Origin of the sequence: Baekduia sp., assembly GCF_035996765.1 — a bacterium.
Classification (GTDB): domain Bacteria; phylum Actinomycetota; class Thermoleophilia; order Solirubrobacterales; family Solirubrobacteraceae; genus Baekduia.
Genome location: NZ_DASYJG010000028.1, coordinates 18,762 through 36,206, shown reverse-complemented (window position 1 = coordinate 36,206; position 17,445 = coordinate 18,762). Strand labels below are relative to the sequence as shown.

17 protein-coding genes and 1 pseudogene are annotated in these 17,445 nt (G+C 71.0%); 7 read left to right on the top strand and 11 right to left on the bottom strand.

Annotated features, from left to right (window positions below; translation table 11 throughout):
* Positions 1–6: 6 nt before the first annotated feature.
* The 6 genes from VGO10_RS06120 to VGO10_RS06095 are packed head-to-tail and all read right to left on the bottom strand — an operon-like array spanning position 7 to position 5,381.
* Positions 7–948 (bottom strand): RING finger protein, encoded by a 942-nt coding sequence (locus VGO10_RS06120; protein WP_327466233.1) that lies wholly within the window; start codon positions 946–948, stop codon positions 7–9.
* Complete coding sequence (locus tag VGO10_RS06115) at positions 945–2,096, bottom strand: hypothetical protein (RefSeq protein ID WP_327466231.1); 1,152 nt, start codon at positions 2,094–2,096, stop codon at positions 945–947. The genes VGO10_RS06120 and VGO10_RS06115 overlap by 4 nt, the downstream gene beginning before the upstream one ends.
* A gap of 41 nt (positions 2,097–2,137) precedes the next feature.
* The gene (locus VGO10_RS06110; protein WP_327466229.1) at positions 2,138–3,118 is read right to left on the bottom strand and encodes an RING finger protein; all 981 of its coding nucleotides are present in this window, start codon (positions 3,116–3,118) and stop codon (positions 2,138–2,140) included.
* A 19-nt stretch (positions 3,119–3,137) separates the two neighbouring features.
* Positions 3,138–3,998 carry a Mov34/MPN/PAD-1 family protein gene (locus tag VGO10_RS06105; protein WP_327466227.1) on the bottom strand — a complete coding sequence of 287 codons (861 nt, stop codon included), beginning with the start codon at positions 3,996–3,998 and terminating at the stop codon, positions 3,138–3,140.
* Positions 3,998–4,465, bottom strand: a complete 468-nt coding sequence (locus VGO10_RS06100; RefSeq protein WP_327466225.1) for a ubiquitin-conjugating enzyme E2 — start codon at positions 4,463–4,465, stop codon at positions 3,998–4,000. The genes VGO10_RS06105 and VGO10_RS06100 overlap by 1 nt, the downstream gene beginning before the upstream one ends.
* Positions 4,466–4,478: 13 nt before the next feature.
* Positions 4,479–5,381, bottom strand: a complete 903-nt coding sequence (locus VGO10_RS06095; RefSeq protein ID WP_327466223.1) for an RING finger protein — start codon at positions 5,379–5,381, stop codon at positions 4,479–4,481.
* Positions 5,382–5,769: 388 nt separating this feature from the next.
* Between VGO10_RS06095 and VGO10_RS06090 the strand changes: the two genes are divergently transcribed.
* The 5 genes and pseudogenes from VGO10_RS06090 to VGO10_RS06075 all read left to right on the top strand — a co-directional run bounded on the left by VGO10_RS06090 (position 5,770) and on the right by VGO10_RS06075 (position 9,659).
* Positions 5,770–6,498, top strand: a complete 729-nt coding sequence (locus VGO10_RS06090; RefSeq protein WP_327466220.1) for a serine hydrolase — start codon at positions 5,770–5,772, stop codon at positions 6,496–6,498.
* Positions 6,444–6,683 (top strand): annotated as a pseudogene (locus VGO10_RS21790) (RING finger protein); the annotation flags it as partial. The gene VGO10_RS06090 and the pseudogene VGO10_RS21790, both read left to right, overlap by 55 nt.
* 255 nt (positions 6,684–6,938) lie before the next feature.
* A complete protein-coding gene (locus VGO10_RS06085) occupies positions 6,939–8,054 on the top strand; it encodes a hypothetical protein (protein WP_327466218.1) in 1,116 nt (371 codons plus the stop codon).
* Positions 8,055–8,118: 64 nt separating this feature from the next.
* Positions 8,119–8,547 (top strand): hypothetical protein, encoded by a 429-nt coding sequence (locus VGO10_RS06080; RefSeq protein WP_327466216.1) that lies wholly within the window; start codon positions 8,119–8,121, stop codon positions 8,545–8,547.
* Between the two features lie 47 nt (positions 8,548–8,594).
* Complete coding sequence (locus VGO10_RS06075; RefSeq protein ID WP_327466214.1) at positions 8,595–9,659, top strand: class I SAM-dependent methyltransferase; 1,065 nt, start codon at positions 8,595–8,597, stop codon at positions 9,657–9,659.
* Here VGO10_RS06075 and VGO10_RS06070 read toward each other — a convergent pair whose 3' ends face one another.
* Both VGO10_RS06070 and VGO10_RS06065 read right to left on the bottom strand, forming a co-directional pair.
* The gene (locus VGO10_RS06070; protein ID WP_327466212.1) at positions 9,660–10,055 is read right to left on the bottom strand and encodes a type II toxin-antitoxin system VapC family toxin; all 396 of its coding nucleotides are present in this window, start codon (positions 10,053–10,055) and stop codon (positions 9,660–9,662) included.
* Positions 10,052–10,327, bottom strand: coding sequence for a type II toxin-antitoxin system prevent-host-death family antitoxin (locus VGO10_RS06065; protein WP_327466210.1), 276 nt, complete (start codon positions 10,325–10,327; stop codon positions 10,052–10,054). Before VGO10_RS06065 ends, VGO10_RS06070 begins: the two co-directional genes overlap by 4 nt.
* A gap of 85 nt (positions 10,328–10,412) precedes the next feature.
* Between VGO10_RS06065 and VGO10_RS06060 the strand changes: the two genes are divergently transcribed.
* Positions 10,413–13,019: a DEAD/DEAH box helicase gene (locus VGO10_RS06060; protein ID WP_327466208.1), complete on the top strand. Its 2,607-nt coding sequence runs from the start codon at positions 10,413–10,415 to the stop codon at positions 13,017–13,019.
* 175 nt (positions 13,020–13,194) lie between these two features.
* On the opposite strand, the gene VGO10_RS06055 is transcribed toward VGO10_RS06060, so the two are convergent.
* The 3 genes from VGO10_RS06055 to VGO10_RS06045 form a co-directional block, all read right to left on the bottom strand.
* Positions 13,195–13,470: a response regulator transcription factor gene (locus VGO10_RS06055; RefSeq protein ID WP_327466206.1), complete on the bottom strand. Its 276-nt coding sequence runs from the start codon at positions 13,468–13,470 to the stop codon at positions 13,195–13,197.
* A 157-nt stretch (positions 13,471–13,627) separates the two neighbouring features.
* Positions 13,628–14,020 (bottom strand): hypothetical protein, encoded by a 393-nt coding sequence (locus VGO10_RS06050; RefSeq protein WP_327466204.1) that lies wholly within the window; start codon positions 14,018–14,020, stop codon positions 13,628–13,630.
* Positions 14,021–14,069: 49 nt separating this feature from the next.
* Positions 14,070–15,869: a hypothetical protein gene (locus tag VGO10_RS06045; protein ID WP_327466201.1), complete on the bottom strand. Its 1,800-nt coding sequence runs from the start codon at positions 15,867–15,869 to the stop codon at positions 14,070–14,072.
* 64 nt (positions 15,870–15,933) lie between these two features.
* On the opposite strand from VGO10_RS06045, the gene VGO10_RS06040 reads away from it, so the two are divergent.
* Positions 15,934–17,445 (top strand): CoA-acylating methylmalonate-semialdehyde dehydrogenase, encoded by a 1,512-nt coding sequence (locus VGO10_RS06040; protein WP_327466199.1) that lies wholly within the window; start codon positions 15,934–15,936, stop codon positions 17,443–17,445.

The window sequence follows — 17,445 nt, the reverse complement described above, 5'->3', positions numbered from 1 at the left end:
CTCTCCTCAGTATCCGGACGACTCGCAGGTGTAGCCCAGGGTCTCGGTCCTTCGTGGCCGCCACCTTGCGGCGCGTGTCGCGTTCTGCAGGTAACCCTGGTCGTAGCGCCAGCGGCTCCCGTCGCGGCGCGCCCAGGTGACGCCCTCGTAGGCGCACCGCGATGACGTCGGGCTGCGGAAGTGCATCCCGGTGACCGAGATCGTCGCGACGTCGCCGTCGATGCGATCGACCTCGACATGCAGGCCGCTGGGGTCGAGCCGGTCACGATTGACGCGCTCCTGCTCGAGCCATTTCGCATGACCCCCGTTGCCGGCCTTCCACGTCGTGTAGGTCGGGCTCAGCAGCGCCCATGCGGCGTCGAAGTCGCTGGCGACCACGTGCTGGTAGTACGCGGTCAGCACGCGCTCGATCGCGGTCTGCTCGGTCTCGGACTTCGTCTCGTCGGCGCCGGCATCGGCCGGGCGGGGCGGTGTTGCGACCGTCGTCGTGCCGGTCACCGGCGGTGCGGCGGCGGCGGTGGCGGTGATGACGGTCGTGACGACGTTGGCCACGGCATGCGAGCCACGGCTGCGGGAGAGCACGAGCGCCACCGCCGAGCCGGCGACGACGAGCGTCGCCACGATCACGGCCACGAGGAGCCCGCGGCCGCCGGGCGATCCGGAGCGCGTGGGTGGCGGCGGGGCCACGCCCGCGCCCGCGGTGGGTGCCGGCGCGACGCGCGGTGGAGGCGGCAGTGGTGGTGGCGCGGGCGCGGCGGCCCGTTGCCCGGGCGCCGCGGTACAGCCCATGATCGCGCAGCCGCCGTTGTCGGCCCAGCACTCGGCATGGTGGACGGCCGAGCATGCCGGGCACTGCGCCGCCTGGGCGCCGGCCTTGAGCGCGAAGCGGCAGAATGGGCACGCGCGCCCGGCATCGGCCGCGGTGGCCCGGCGGGCGATCGCGGTCACGCGCACGACCCCCGGAACCGCTGTTTGAGCTGCTGCTTGAGCGACCCGAGCACCGACGCCAGCGCCTGGTCGGCGTGCGCCAGGCCGGGATCGTCGCTCGGCGGCTGGGTCGCCGGATGGAACATCACGGCAAAGGCGATCCAGTGGCCGCCCGGCAGGTCGACGGCACCGATCTGCCCGGCCAGGAAGCGCCCCTGCGCGTGACCGCCCCAGCCCGCCTTGTAGGCGAGGTGCCAACAGGCGGCGCCGAACACTGCGCCCGCCCCCCACGATGGCGCGGCCGTGAGCTGCGCCTCGGCCCCGGGCTCCTGGCTGTTGCGCTTGGGCAAGCGCAATGTCGCGAGGATCTTCTTCGAGGCGGCCGTCCCGAACGCGATCTGGCCACGCAGGGCGTGGATGAAGCGGATCGCGTCCTGCACGCGCCAGTGCGTCGTGCCGAGCAGCAACGCGGGGTAGCTGGCGTCTGCGGCCGGCAGGCCCTTGTAGGTGGGGGTGATGCAGTACCGGCCGTCGGCGTTGTGCTGGGCCGGGCCAATGTCGATCGCCGCACCGACGCGGGCCAGCATCGCGCGGATGGCGGTGCCGGTGGCCGCGAGGCTGCCCCCGAGGTCGCGCTCCAACTGCACGGTCATCTCGCGCTGGGCGCAGTTGTCAGACCGCGTGAGCGCGCGCGTCAGCGGCTCCTCCACGCTGGCGGTCGACGTGCCGCGTCCCAGGCGCTCGCTGAACAGCGTCACGGCCGTGACCGCCTTGACCATGCTCCAGGGCCGCATGTCATCTGCGAGCCGCTGGCCTGCGAGCACGGGCGCGTTCCAGCCGTCCATCATCACGGCCGCTTGGACCGTGCCCGGGATGCCCTTGATGCCGGCGTTCAACGACAACTGCAGCGCTGCCGCCAGCGCGGGATCGGGCCGGGTGCCGCTGACCGTCTTGCCGACGCCGTCGCCGCCCGCCGGCGTGCCGTCGACCGGCTGCGTCGTCACCGAGGCCGCCGGAAGCGTCGCCGTCCTCGCGGGCGTCGCTGCGGAGGACGACGGCGGCACCTCGGCGACGGTCTGCACGATGGCGGCCGACACGGATGGCGGCGCGCCGCGATCGACCGCCCAGCCGAACCCGACACCCAGGAGGATCCCGAGGGTGACGGCCACCGCCGCGTAGCGGAGTCCGACGGCTGGACGGCCTGCCGGCATCAACAGCCCCAGCCGAGGAGCTGTTCGCGGCGTGGCTGCCACTGCGCGCGGCGCTGGTCGGAGATCGAGTAGCCGGGTTCATAGCGCCAGTGGTCGTTCTCGTACTTCGCCCAGGTGATGCCCTCCCACGAGGAGCAGGACGAGCGCGGCGCGCCCCAGCCCATGCCGCTGACCCTGATGGTCGCGACCCCGGAGCGCGAGTCGGTGCTCGTGACCGACACCTGCAGGCCGGACGGGTCGAGGTAGCGCGAGAGGCTGGCCTGCGCGGTCTCCCAGGCGCCGTAGCCGCCGGGCTCACGGAGCTTCTTCGCGCGGTAGCGCTCGCTCGTCAGGACCCAGGCGGCGCGGAAGTCCTGCCGCACGATCGCCTCGTGATGGGCCAGCAGCACCGACTGGATGTCGGAGGCCATCTGCGCCTCGTCCTCTTCGGGAAGGGCGCCGTTGGACGATGGCGGCTCGTCGACGGTCGTGCCGTCGGGCGGCTCCTCCTCGCCGGTGGTGGTGCCGGCCGGCGAGTCGGTCCCGACCGGCGCCTGGGCCACGACCTGGGTGACCGTGGCGGGCGAGGTGGCTGCGCCGGTCGAGTTGCCGGAGCTGACGACGAGCGCGGTGGCGCCGCCGGCGACGGCGAGCGCGAGGACCAGCACCGCGAGGATGAGCGCGGTGCTCGAGCGTCCGCGACCGGAGTCCGGCGGCGGGGGAGGCGAGGCGTAGGCGGCGGGCTGCTGCTGGACCGGCGGAGGCGGCGGCGGTGGCACAGCGGCGGGTGCCGTGGCCCCTGGCGATGCGGCTCCGGCACAGCCCATGATCGAGCAGCCACCGTTATCGATCCAGCACTCTGCGTGATGCAGCGCGCGGCAGTAGCCGCATTCGACAATGCTGGAGCCCTGCTTGAGCGCGAACCGGCAGTAGGGGCACGAGCGGCCGGCTTCGTCGACCGAGGTCGCGCGCGGCTGCTGCGCGGGGGAGGGGTGCGTCATTGTTGCGTGGTCCTCTTCGCTAGGGCAGGGGCGGTGGGATGGCACTGGGGTCGTGGACCGTGTAGGTCTTGACGGTCCGGCCGCTGTGGGTCTTGCGGCTGTGCGTCGTCACGTGCTCGGCCGGGGCGGTCGTCGCCGGTGAGGCCTTCGACGGCCCGGTGGACCGGGCCGCAGGCTGGATGACCGTCGTGGCGGCCGTGGGTCGCATGGCGTCACCGCGCAACGCGACCTCCCAGAGCGCGAAGCCGATCAGGACGCCGGCGAGGAGCAGGCCGAGGAGCGGGAGCACCGGACGGTTGTCGATGCGAGCGGGGGCCGACGCGTAGGCCGGCGCTGCCGCACGTCTCGGAGGGCCGATCGTCCCAGGGGGCGGGGACGACGGCGCCGGAAACGGCGTGGCGGCACGGCGCCGCGGCGTCACTCCCGGCCAGCTCGTCGGCCGCGTGTACCACTCGGCGACCTTGCCCGCGCTCCAGCCGAAGACGCCTTCGGTCCCGGCGACCGGGTCGACGACCCACGCGATCTGCGACGGGTCGCCGAAGAAGTTGTGGTGGATGAACAGATCCTGCTCGGAGAGGAAGATCCCATGCCCCGGATGGCTGTGGTACCAGCCGACGATCTGGTCCTGCGGGAAGCGCGCCGCCATGAAGCGGTGAACGTGCTCCCACGTGTCCTGCGTGAAGGTGAGCGTGGTCGACTGTTCGGTCGCCTCGGTCGCGGCGATCGCCCCGGTCACCAGCGGCGGTCCGCCACGGCGGCCGGTCCGGCCGACGAGCACGCCGCCGACCTCGCGGTCGGTGGCCTGGAAGACGTGCGCGTAGACCTGCTCGCGGGTCGCGCCGTCGAGGCCCGGGACCTCCATGGCCGCGTCGTCGAGCATCAGCTGCTGGCCACGAGCGTCGTGAGATCCTGGCCGGGCGTGATGCCGGCGGTACAGACCCAGTCGGCGGTGGCCGGGTCCAGCGCATCGCTGACGTTGAACGACCGGTAGGTCAGGAGGTCTACGACGCGCTCGATCAGATCCGCGAGGCTCTCGCCCGCGCTCCACGCGCCGATGCAGACGCCGCCATTGCGCTCCGGCGGCAGGATGTTCGGATGCAGCACCGGCGTCGACCAGGCGAGCACCGGTGGGCGGCGTGGATAGTCGAGGTGCAGATAGACGGTGAAGCGGTGCAGGTTGCGCACCACGAGGCCGCCGTGGGCGTCACGCGCCAGTCCCGGGGCCTGGACCATCACGTGATAGACGTCAGGCGGCAGGCCCTCCGTGCGGAAGGTGACCGTGCCGCGTTGGGCGAGATCGGACATGTGCTGCAGGTCGGCGTGGAGTCGGCGAAGGCGCGGGTTCATGAGGTGCAGGTGGTCAGCAGCTCGCGCCGACATGCGAGATCCGCCAGGCGGCGGCCGGGATCAGGTGCAGGTCGAACTGGACACTGCCCGAGCCGCCGCCCCCGATGGAGTAGGTCAGCGGCACGGTTGCGCGCGAACCGGTGAGCTCCACTGCGTCGGGGCTCAGGCCGTGCAGCGTGTAGCTGCCGGTGCCGGTGGCGAACTGCTCGGAGTAGGTCTCCAGGACGGCGGCACGTCCGCTCGTGTCGCTGCAGCCGCCGGAGCGCAGACCGTGTCGCGTGACGGACGGCACCATGATCGCCCGCAATCCGGCGATCTCATGGCCCGAGTAGGCGGCCTCGTACTCGCGCAGGACGCCGACGATCGCCTGCCGCTGTTCCGAGGGCGACGGTGCGGGCGCCGGCGACGGCCCCGGCGCCGGCGTGGGGTCGTCCGTCGTCGTGTCGGGGGGATCGGTGGGGATCGGAGCCGCGGTGGTGGCCGTCGTCGTGTCGTTGCTCTTCTGCGTCGCGACGACGGCGGCCGCGGCGCCCGCCGCAGCGAGTCCGCCGACGAGCAGGACGGCCAGCAGGGGGGTGATGCGACGGCCGGAAGACGGCTGGGACGACGGTGGCAAAGGCGGGGCTGGGGGCGGTGGCGGAGCGGCCGCGCCGAAGGCCGGTGGCGGGACGGCGGGGGATGGAGAGGTCGGCTGCCCGGCAGGCGCCGCGGAGGTCGCGTGGGAGGGCGCGGCACTGCAGCCGACGATCGCGCAGCCACGGTTGTCGCCCCAGCACTCCTCGTGGTGGATGGCGCGGCAGGCCGGGCACGAGGTGACCGGAGCGCCCTGCTTGAGCGCAAAGCGGCAGTAAGGGCAGTTGCGGCCGGTCTCCTCCGCGGTCGCCGGGCGGCTCTCTGGACGGTCCGCGGTGCTCATCGGCCAGCCCGCGACATTGGCGATCCCTCGTCAGACATCTGCATCCTTGCCATGGCGGCGGGTATCGTAGCCGCCGGCGTGGCCTACTGCACAACAACTTTGACTGACCGATGAGTGGCAAGAGACGATGACCCCAGTCGTTCGTACAGCTCTTCCCGTAGTGCTCACGTTCGTTTTTGCGTTCGGGGCGGGTGCAGCGGGCGCGGCGCTCCTTCGCGGCGACGACGGCGCAGCGCAACCGACCGGCGTCACGTCGCCGACGACGGCCGTCCCCACGACGACGATCGCGACGCCCAAGCCCATCCCGAACGCGCAACCTGCCAGGCGGCTTCTCCCGTCGCAGGCCAGATCCTCGTTTGGCAGCCTTGGTCCCGGGCTGGCGCTCGCCGTGGCGCCGGTGGGTCGTGGCTCGATCCAGGTCTTTGGCGACCGCTCCCTGCGTGCGAGCCCCGGTGGGCACGCCTGGAGCACGATGAAGATCGCGCTGGTCGCCCAGCTCGTGCTTGACCGTGGCAGGGTCTCCCGGCTCACCGCTGTGCAGCGTGGACACGCCAAAGCGGCGCTCACGGTCTCTGACAACGCGGCCGCGGCCGCCATCTTCGAGCAGCTCAAGGCCGACCACGGTGGCCTGGAGGGCGCGAGCGCGAAGGTCACGGAGCTGCTTCAGCGCGCCGGTGACGGCGCGACGCAGGTCAGCCAGACGACCGATGGCAACCCGAATGCCGTCTCTACCTACGGGCAGACCCACTGGCCGGCCTCGGCGGCGGTGCGGTTCCTGCGCGCGCTCGCCCGCGGCTGCATCCTCGGCGAAGACGGGACCCGGTACGAGCTGGGGCTGATGGCCGGCGTGCGTGAGGAGCGTGGCTGGGGCATCGGCGCAGCCGGTTACGACGGCGACATCCGGGTGGCCTTCAAGGGCGGCTGGGGGCAGGAAGCGGACAACTCCTGGCTCGTGCGCCAGCTCGGCGTCGTGGGGACCGGTCCTGGTGCCGTTGTCATCGCGATCGTGGCACGGGCGCCGTCGCTGGCGGTGGGCCAGGCACGGGTCACGGCCGCCGCGCAGTGGCTACGGGCGCACGCGGTGACGAGCGCACGCGCCGCCGCCGGCTGCGGCTGAGACATGTTCGACACACGAGCGAGGAGAAGGCGTTGAGCGCACAGCCGGTGCAGCGGATCGCGGAAGCCGAGCACGTCGGGCGTAACTGCCCGTACTGCCGCTTCACATTCAAGGAAGGTGCCCAAGCGGTCGAGTGTGGGTCCTGTCACGCACTGCACCATCTCGAGTGCTGGCAGGACAACCAGGGCTGCGCGGTGCTCGGCTGCCCGTCGGCGCCCAGCGCGCCCGGCGCCGCCCCGCCGCCTCCGCCGGCCGGCATGCCGGGTGCCCCGGTTCCGCCTCCGCCTCCGCCTCCCTACGTCGCGGCATCCGCCGGACCAAGTGGGAGCGCCCAGCCGGCACCCGCGCCGAGGATCGCGGATCTCGCCGGCCAGGTGCGCTCCTGGCTCAGCACGCCGGTCGCGGTCGCGATCGGCGAGGCCGCGCTGGTCGCCTTCGCCGTGATGGTCGTCGTGGCGCTCGCGCTCGCCCTCGTGACGCCGGACCGCTCTCTCTTCGGTATTACGGGCGCCGGCACGGGTCTGTTCAAGGAGCTGACACGCGACATCGTCGCGATGACCCAGGCGCGCTTCGGCATCTCCGGGTTTCGCTTCACGTGGCTACCCGTTGTGTTCGCACTGGTCCCGGTTCTGGGCGCCGGGATCGGCGTCCGCCGCACGGCGCGACAGCTCACTGGCCTGCCCCAGCGCCAGCAGTTGCTGGTCGCGGCTGCCACGGGTGTCCCGCTAGCCGTCTTGCTGCTGTTCGTCGCGGCCTTCGGGGACGAGTCGGATGCGGGCTTCTCCGCTGTGTCGGTGATCTTCTACGCGATCCTCTGGGGCGGCATCGGCGGCGTCGCGGGACTGGCGAGCGTGACGGGTGGCTCGATCCTGTGGGCCGGGTCCGGTGCGGTGCCACCGGTAGTGTCGCGCTGGCTGCGCATCGCCGGCGTCGCGGTGAAGCCGCTGCTCGCGCTGCTGCTCGTGGGTGCGGTGGCCGGCGTGGCGATCTGGGAAATCCAGATCCTGCGCGGTCAGCAGAGCGCGAAGCTCGGCCGCCCGGAGGTGACCGCGATCGTGGAGACGCCGTTCCTGGCCGGCGAGTTTGCCATCCAGGACGTCGGGCTCGGCGCCCTGTCGCAGTTCCGGCCGCTTGGTGGCGCGGACGCGACCGGCACGTCGATGGCGCTGCCGATCGACGACAGCCGCGATCTCAGCGCCTTCGGCCATCACTACCGGATCTTCGCCTATCGGCATGCGTATCCGATTGCGATGTACGTGGTCCTGCTGATCGTGCTGCTCGGTGCAACGCTCGTCGCGGCGCTCTTCGCCGGCTATGGCGCGGCCGTGAGCGGCGGGGCGAAGGCGCCGCTGCCGGGCGCCGCGTACGGCGCGTTCGCGGGCGTCGTGTGGGCGGCCGCGATAGCGCTGTTGCGGGCGGTCGCCGCCGTCGACACGCTGGCGGGCGACAGCCTGTTCGGTGCAGTGCTGGTGGTGGGCTGCGTGGCCGGAGCGGCCGGCGGGCTGATCGCCACCAGCCACCCGGCCGTGGAGATGGACGTGTCCGCTGAGCATTGACATGGATCTGAGCGGCCAAGAAGATGGGCGTGGTCCGGATCGCAGCGCGCACGATGGAGAGGGCATGGAAGGCGAGACGCCACCGGCGCCGAACCGCAAGATCGTCATCGAGCTCGAGGATCTCGAGGGCCCGCCAGCCGCACCGGTGACCGCGCGCGCCAGCCTCACCCTACCGCCGGCCACTCCTCCATCGGGCCCGCCGCTGCCGCCCGTCGCAGGCCTTGGTGCGGCCTCGCCGAGGCCGGCGGCGCCGCTGCAGAGCTCTCAGACCGGCTATGCCGGGCCCCCGCGGCGGCCGGCGCCGTCGGCGGGTGACTTCCTGCTGGGCTCTGCGGCCGTCCTGTGGAAGCTCGCGACCCTGGCGCTGGTCGCCCTGGCTGTCGGCGGCTACCTCTGGGGCGGCAGCAACGCTGCGCACGAGCGCTGCTTCGTGCACCGGCTGACCGGCGACAGCAGCCCCGTCAACACGTTCGCCTGTGTCGTCGAGCACTGAGGACGCAGGCGGGGTCCGCACCCGCGGCCGCAGGGCCGCTTAAGGCGGTGGCGCAGGCCGCCGATGACGCGGGTATGCCCGCGCTCGCCGACAACATCTCGATGTGGAACGAGTCCTATGACTGGTCCCAGCAGGGTGATGAGTGGTCGGATGCGTGGGGCGGGGTCGCGTATCAGTGGTGGGTGACGCTGTTCTCGCGGATCCAGGGGTTCGTTCCGGCGGGCCGGATCCTGGAGATCGCGCCTGGGTACGGGCGCTGGACGCACTTCCTGCGTGATCTGTGTGACGAGCTGGTCGGGGTCGACATCGCCGAGACCGCCGTGGCCCACTGCCGCAAGCGCTTTGCCGGCGACGAGCACGTCAGCTTCCACGTCAACAACGGCACGTCGCTGGCGATCGCCACGGATCGATCGATCGACCTGATCTTCAGCTTTGACTCCTTGGTCCATGCCGAGCACGACATCCTCGCCGGCTATCTCGAGGAGTTCGCACGGGTGCTCGCCGACGATGGCGTGGCGTTCATCCATCACTCGAACATGGGCTCCTACGAGCCGGGCTCCTACGACCCGCACAACATCCACTGGCGGGCGACCACGGTGTCGGCGGAGCTCGTCGAGCGCCTCGCGCGCTCGGTCGGGCTGCGCTGCGTCAGCCAGGAGACGGTTGCCTGGGGCAACGAGAAGCTGCTCAACGACTGCTTCTCGGTCATCACCCGCGCGGGCTCGCGCTGGGATCGCGAGAACGACACCGCCGCCAACATCGACTTCACGCGCCACGAGATGGCCACCGCGCGACGGATCTCCGCGCTGTATCCGCGGGCCCGGCCGGCGCTCGCGTTCGGCGCGCAGGAGCGCTCCGAGACGGCGCGGTCCCACACCACCGCGCTCGAACTCGCAGCCGGCGGCGACGCCGCGACCGCTCGGTCGTTGCTGCGCGACACGGTGCGCGGCCAGTTCGATCCGGAGGCGCTCAACGACCTCGCCGTGCTCGCCCACCGCTGCGGCGACTCCGATGAGGCCGTCGCGCTGTTGCAGGCCTTGATCTGCCTGCACCCCGAGCACACCGCGGCCCACGAGAACCTGGCCGCGCTGCGCGAAGCGCGCCCTGAGTGACTACGTTCCGGGTGCGAGCAGCTGGAGGCCGGCTGCCGAGGCGGCGGCACCCAGGCGGCGGTCGTAGGCGACGAACGTCGAGAGATCCGCTCGCAGCGCCAGGGCGCTAGCCAGGTGGATGGCGTCCAAGCTCCGGAGCGTTGTCTCGCCGACGTCGGCCGCCTCGGCGATCACCGCACCCGTCAGCGGAACGAGGTCCAGGCCAGCGAGCAGCGTCTTGGCCTCGGGGAGCGCGTCGGGATTGATCCGACGGCACGCCCGAACCACTTCGACCTTGGCCAGTTCGCTGCTGAGGATCGGGCTGCCTGCCTGTGTCGTGAGCCAGTCGGCGAGGGCGGCGCTCTCGGCCTCCTCGTGGAGCAACTTGAGCAGCGCTGATGAGTCGAGGTAGATCACGCGCGGTCGGCGCGCAGATCGTCCAGAACCGTTCCGCTGTCGGGGCTTGCGGATGTCGCGGGCGTGCGCTGTGGCAGCCGGAAGGAGTGTGCGGCAGGGACGAGTTGCCCGGAGGCGATGAGGCGCTCCCGGGCACTGCTCGCGGGATCGGGCGGAACGAGCAGCGCGACGAGCCGGCCTCGCTCGGTGACTTCGACGGTCTCTCCAGCCTTGACGCGGGAGAGATAGCGGGTGGCATGCTGGCGCAGTTCGCGGACCCCGATGCGTTCCATGGGGCCGAATGTAGCACATATGGTGCTACCTTGAGGATGGGTCGCGATCAGCGCTGAGGGCGACCGCTAGCGTGACGGGCGCCAGATGTCTCTCGTCGACGCCCTTCCCGCCCGGCCCAGCGCCGACTCCCTCTATGACGCCTTCACCGCGTGGGCGGCGCAGCAGGGGCTGAGCCTCTACCCCCATCAGGAGGAGGCGGCGATCGAGCTGTTCAGCGCCAACAACGTGGTGCTGGCCACGCCGACGGGCTCCGGGAAGTCGATGGTCGCGGTCGCCGCGCACTTCGCCGCGCTCGCCGAGGACCGCCCGACCTTCTACACGGCGCCGATCAAGGCGTTGGTGTCGGAGAAGTTCTTCGCGCTCTGTCAGATCTTTGGCGCGGAGAACGTCGGGATGTTGACCGGGGACGCGTCGGTCAACAGCGGTGCCCCGATCGTCTGCTGCACGGCAGAGGTGCTGGCCAACATCGCGCTGCGCGAGGGTGCCGAGGCGGACGTCGGCCAGGTCGTGATGGACGAGTTTCACTACTACGCCGACGGCCAGCGCGGCTGGGCCTGGCAGGTGCCGTTGCTCTGCCTCCCGCAAGCGCAGTTCCTGTTGATGTCGGCGACGCTGGGCGACGTCGGCGAGATCGCGACCGACCTGACGCGCAGGACGGGTCGCGAGACGGTGCTGATCGACGACGCGCAGCGGCCGGTCCCCTTGACCTACTCGTGGTCGGTGGAGCCCCTGCACGAGTTGTTGGAGGAGTTGGTCGGCGCCGATCAGGCCCCGATCTACGTGGTGCACTTCACGCAGGCCTCGGCGCTAGAGCGCGCGCAGTCGCTGCTCTCGGCCAAGCTCTGCACGCGTCAAGAGCGCGACGCCATCGCCGAGGCGATCGGCGGCTTTCGCTTCACCGCCGGCTTCGGCCGCACGCTCTCCAAGCTGGTTCGGGGCGGCATCGGCGTCCACCACGCGGGCATGCTGCCGCGCTACCGGCGGCTGATCGAGCAGCTCGCCCAGACGGGTTTGTTGAAGGTGATCTGCGGGACCGACACGCTCGGCGTCGGCATCAACGTCCCGATCAGGACCGTGGTCTTCACCGGCCTGGCGAAGTACGACGGCTCCCGCCATCGGCTGTTGAAGGCGCGGGAGTTCCATCAGATCGCCGGGCGCGCCGGTCGCGCCGGGTTCGACACGTCGGGCTACGTCGTGGTGCAGGCGCCCGAGCACGTGATCGAGCGGACGCGCGCGCTGGCCAAGGCCGGCGACGACCCCAAGAAGCGCCGCAAGGTTCAGGCCAAGAAGCCGGTCGACGGCGCGGTGAGCTGGACCGAGGAGACGTTCGAACGGCTCAAGGACGCGGCGCCCGAGGCGCTGGTGTCGCGGATGCGCGTCGATCACTCGATGATCCTCAACGTCGTCAACCAGCCGGGGAACCCGATCGCGACGATGCGGGCGTTGATGGAGGACAACCACGAGGACGAGCGCGGGCGCCGGCGGCTCTCCGAACAGGCCCAGGCGCTCGGGTCAGAGCTGGTCGACGCGGGCGTCCTGGAGTGGCTGGCAGAGCCCGACGCGGAGGGGCGCACGCTGCGGCTGGCGGTCGCGTTGCAGGAGGACTTCGCGCTCAACCAGCCGCTGGCGTCGTTCGCGCTGGTCGCCTTTGCGCTCATCGATCCGGAGTCCGAGCACCACGCGCTTGATGTGCTCTCAGTCGTCGAGGCGATCCTCGACGATCCGTTCCCCGTGTTGATGGCCCAGGCGAACAAGGAGCGCGGTGAGGCCGTCGCCCAGATGAAGGCCGAGGGGATCGAGTACGAGGAGCGGATGGAGCTGCTCGAGCAGGTCACCTACCCGATGCCGCTGGCCGAGCCGCTGCAGGACGCGCTGCGGGTCTTTCGCGAGACCCATCCGTGGGTGCGCGAGTCCGACCTCTCGCCGAAGTCGGTCGTGCGCGACATGTATGAGTGGGGGCGCACGTTCACCGAGTTCGTCGCGCACTATGGCCTGGCACGCTCAGAGGGGCTCGTGCTCCGCTATCTGAGCAACGCCTACCGAGCGCTGCGTCAGACCGTGCCCGAGCAGGTCAAGACCGATGAGCTCGACGACATCATCGAGTGGCTCGGCGAGACGGTCCGCCAGACCGACTCCAGCCTCCTGGACGAGTGGGAGGCGCTGACCGATCCGGAGTCGGTGGCTCGCGCCTCGGCGGCGATGGCGGAGAACGCAGGGCCGCCTCCACCGCGGCCGATGACCGCCAACGAGCGGACCTTCACGGTGATGATCCGCAACGCGATGTTCCAGAAGGTCATGCTCGCCTCCCGGGACCGTTACGACACGCTGGCCCAGTTGGAGGCCGCCGCAGCTGCGCTCACCGATGAAAGCGGTCCCACCCACCCCAAGGTCGCGATGGGGGAGGCCGCATGGGAGGCCGCGCTTGGCACCTATTGGGACGAGCACGAGGTGATGCGCACCGGTGCGGATGCCCGCTCGCCGCAGCTGCTGATGATCGACCGCGGGAGGGCGGGGGATGGGTTTGACGGCCCGCGGACCTGGACCGTGCGCCAGATCATCGACGACCCCGAAGGCCATCACGACTTCGCGATCGTGGCGACCGTCGACCTCGACGCCTCCGATGCGGCCGGTGAGCCGGTGATCCGCACCACCGCGTTCGGCGATCAGGCTGACCGCTTCACCGAAGCGTAGGAGCTGAATGGCTGAGCGGTGACGTTGTGGTGATGGTCCTCCACCATGCCGCCGCATGCAGAAATACGAACGGCCCCGGAGCGCATCGCTCACGTAAGCCAACGCTCCGGGACCGAACCATTCATCTCAACCGAGGTCGAGACTCGCCGGAAAGTATGTCAGAAGCAGACGAAGCTCAGGTCAGCAGACCCCGGCGCATCGCCGCTGCGACCGCAGCGGCGGGCTCGGAGACCTCGAGCTTGGCGTAGAGGCTGCGTAGATGCGTCTTGACCGTCGCCTGGCTGAGGTACAGCCCCTCGGCGATCTCGGCCACTGACTGGCCCTCGGCGATGCGCTCGAGCATCTGCTGCTCGCGGACCGTGAGCGGCGGGCTCTCGGGCAGCCGCTGGCGGCGCAGCTCGGCGGTGAGCTGCCGTCCCGCGGTCGGCGCCAGCACCAGCTCGCCGCGCATGATCCCGACGATCGCACGCCGGATCTCCGTGCTGCCGGCATCCTTGGCGCTTCCCGACGTTCACGTTGCCCGCCGGGATCGACCTGGACCAGCGCTGAGGCACGCGGCCTTCGGCCACGACTCGACGCCGCCTCCGGGCGGCGTCGAGGCCGAGGGTTCAGCCGACCTTCGTGAAGTGCCCCGCGAGTACGGTGGCTCGACCGGTGCAGGCGGCGCTGCCGTCGCTGACGCGGGTGAACGTCAGCTTCTTGCCGCTGAGCTTGAACGTGTAGGTCCCGCTCCCGGGGCAGGCGGCGGGGCCGCTCTCGTGGGCGAGCGTGAGCTTGCCGTGCGAGATGGTGTACTTGCCGTGGACGACGGCGGTGCCGTTGTCGCTCACCTTGTAGTTGCCGTGGCTGAACTTGATCGTCCACGTGCCCTTGAGCCGGCCGCCCAACGGCTTGGCGCCGATCTTCGTCTGGTAGGTGCCGCTCAGCGTTCCGGCTGCTGAGGCCACTGACGCCGCGGCCAGCATGGCGAGGAGCACGGCGACGACGGCGAAGCGCTTCATCTGCATTCGATCCCTTCGGGTTGAGCGACGAAGGGTGAGCCTACGGGCCTTAGGTGACGTCGCGCGCCGAGGGTCGCCGGCCGCGCAGCAGCAGCGTGAGGCCGACCGCGGCGAGGCCGAGGAGGCCGACCAGGGTCAGGATCCGCCCCAGCACGACCGGGAACGGGTGCGCGGCCGTCACGACGATGCGCGCGGCGCCGGGCTTGGCGTCGGAGTCGACCTGCAGGAACGCGTTGCCGAGCTGGTCGCGCGCGACGATCGAGGCGCCCTGCACCTTGATCAGCGGGTTGGACACCTTCAGGTTGCTCGCGACGTATTCGCCTGGCTGCGCGTCGACGACGGCGACGCCGCGGTCGTTGTGCTCGGCGTCGCGAGCGGAGAACAACGCGTACTCGTAGCGCTGCTGGGCCTGGAACTCGGGCACGTCGGAGTTGACGTAGTCGGCCATCCCCAGCCGCACGTCGTTGGTCAGATACGGCGCTGCGGTGTTCCACTGGGGACCGAAGGAGCCGGGCCCCCACGACTCGCGGAGTTGCGCCCCGACCTGCAGCAGGACGAGCACCAGGATCGGGAGCATGACCCAGCTCCAGCGGCGCACACCCGATCGCGAGCGGGCAAGCAGCGCCAGCGTGGCGATCAGCGCGCCGGCGACCGCGATGTTGATGTAGGACTCGAGGCGGTACGGCGCCTGGATCTGGTCGTAGGGGTGCGGCAGGCCGAGGATCCACGAGCTGTGGGTCATCAGCTGCCACATCGCGACCCCGGCGGCGAGCATGAGCACGGCCGTGCGCAGCCACTGCGACCGCCAGTGCGGGCGGACGAGCACCAGGCCGATGACGAGCCAGATGGCGGCGAGCAGGGGCAACTGCAGCGCGAGATGCGGCGAGCCCGGATCGGCGCGCGTCCGCGTCAGGGCCAGGATGTGCTGGGGTTCGACGTAGTACATCGACGTGAGCAGCAGGCCCCGGGCCATGTCGTAGTTGGTCCCGATCCACGTCTTGCCCTGATAGGCGATGGCCGGCACCATGAACCAGGCGTTGACCAGGCCCGCCGGGATGGCGACGGCCGCGATCCTCAGCAGCCCGCGGCGGTTGAACATCCTGCGGAAGGCCGGAACCAGCGCGAGGAACACCAGGCCCAGCACCGTCATCGCGGTGCTCGCCCAGGCCAGCGTGAGGCTGTGGCTGCCCGTGAAGAACAGGACGCCCACCGCCAGCGCCAGCGCCGGGAAGAACCTGAGCCGGTCCGCGCGCATGATCGAGAACCCCGCCGCGAGGACGAGCAGGAGCGCCGAGAACGCGGTGTTCTGGCCCCAGCTTCCCCAGACGTAGATCGAGGACAGGTACCACGGCGACGTGACGAAGACGATGCTCGGGATGTGGGCGGGCCACGCTCTGACCCCGGCCTGGCGTGCCATCCAGTAGAGGCCGCCGTAGGCCATCATGAACGCCCAGATCCATGATGCGACGTACGCCGCGTCGTGGCCGAGCACCAGCGCGACCGCGCCCGTGATCGTGTAGAGCGTCCCGCCGTAGAACGCGAAGTGCGGGTCAAAGACGCCCGTGCTGTTGTGGGCGAAGAACGACGGCAGGAGGTGCGCCTTCAGCGACCCCTCCTGATGCCAGACGTACCAGAGGTGCGCGAACCAGTCGTAGCCGACGAAGCCGCCTCCGCGGATCTCGCCGGCGCGACCGTCGATCATCGGATAGGTGCAGACGTAGATGACGACTGCGGCGAGCGTGAGGCCGCCGGCGACCGTGAACCAGGTCGAGGACAGCAGCGTCGACAACCGGCGCGTCCGCGCGGGTTCGCCGATGGTCGTGGGCGAGTCGGTGACGGTGGCGGACATCGTGCGACTTCGAGTCTCTCAGCGCTCACCAGAGCCGTTTGGCAGGTCTGAGACCATCGGTGCCATGAGCACCCACGTCGACACCGCCACCCTGCACCACTGGATCGACGGCGCGCCCGACGCTGCGGGCTCCGAGCGCTTCGGGGAGGTGACGGAGTCCGCTACCGGACAGGTCACGGCGCGGGTGCCGTTCGCCGGCGCGCAGACCGTCGATCGCGCGGTGCGATCGGCCGCCGCGGCCGCCGCCGCGTGGGGCCAGAGCTCGATCAGCCAGCGCAGCAAGGTGCTCTTCGCCTTCCGTGAGCTGATCCACGCCCACCGCGAGGAGCTCGCGGCGATCGTCACGCGCGAGCACGGCAAGGTGCTCGCCGACGCGCTGGGCGAGGTCCAGCGCGGCCTCGAGGTCGTCGAGTTCGCCTGCGGCGTGGGGGAGATCCTCAAGGGCGACATGACCCCCGGCGTCTCGCGTGGGGTCGACTCCTACACCTTGCGTCAGCCGGTCGGGGTGATGGCCGGCATCACGCCCTTCAACTTCCCGATCATGGTCCCAATGTGGATGCATCCGATCGCGATCGCCTGCGGCAACGCGTTCGTGCTCAAGCCGTCTGAGCAGGATCCGTCGGTCTCGCTGCGCGTCGCCGAGCTGTGGGCGCAGGCGGGCCTGCCGGACGGCGTCTTCACGGTGGTCAACGGCGACAAGGAGGCCGTCGACGCGCTGCTGACCCATCCGCAGGTCGATGCGGTCTCGTTTGTCGGCTCGACGCCGATCGCCCGCTACGTCCATGAGACCGGCAGCGCGCACGGCAAGCGCGTGCAGGCGCTCGGCGGCGCCAAGAACCACGCGGTCGTCCTGCCGGATGCCGACATGGAACTGGCCGCCGACGGCCTGGTCTCAGCCGGCTACGGCTCGGCTGGGCAACGCTGCATGGCGGTGTCGGTCGCCGTGGCGGTCGGTGACTGCGCCGATCCGCTGCTCGAGCAGATCCAGGAGCGGATCGCGGCGCTGAAGGTCGGCGACGGCACCGGCGCCGGCGTCGACATGGGGCCGTTGGTCAGCGAGCGCCATCGCGCCCGCGTGGCCGAGTACGTCGATGCCGGCGTCGCCGAAGGCGCGAAGCTGCTGGTCGACGGTCGCACGCTCACCGTCGAGGGTCGCGAGGGCGGCCACTTCCTCGGCCCGACGCTCTTTGACGACGTGCGCCCCGGTATGCGGATCTACGACGAGGAGATCTTCGGGCCGGTGCTCGTCGTCGTCCGGGCCGAGAGCTACCCCGAGGCGATCGCGCTGGTCAACGCCAACCCGTTTGGCAACGGCGCGGCGATCTTCACCAACGACGGCGGCGCCGCGCGCGCCTTCGAACAGGACGTCACCGCCGGCATGGTCGGCGTCAACGTCCCGATCCCGGTGCCGATGGCCTACCACTCCTTCGGCGGCTGGAAGGCCTCGCTCTTCGGCGACGTCCACATCCACGGCCCCGAGGGCGTGCGCTTCTGCACCCGCGCCAAGGTCGTCACGCGCCGCTGGGCGGATCCGTCGCACCGCGGCGTGGACCTGGGCTTCCCGACGGCGGGGTGA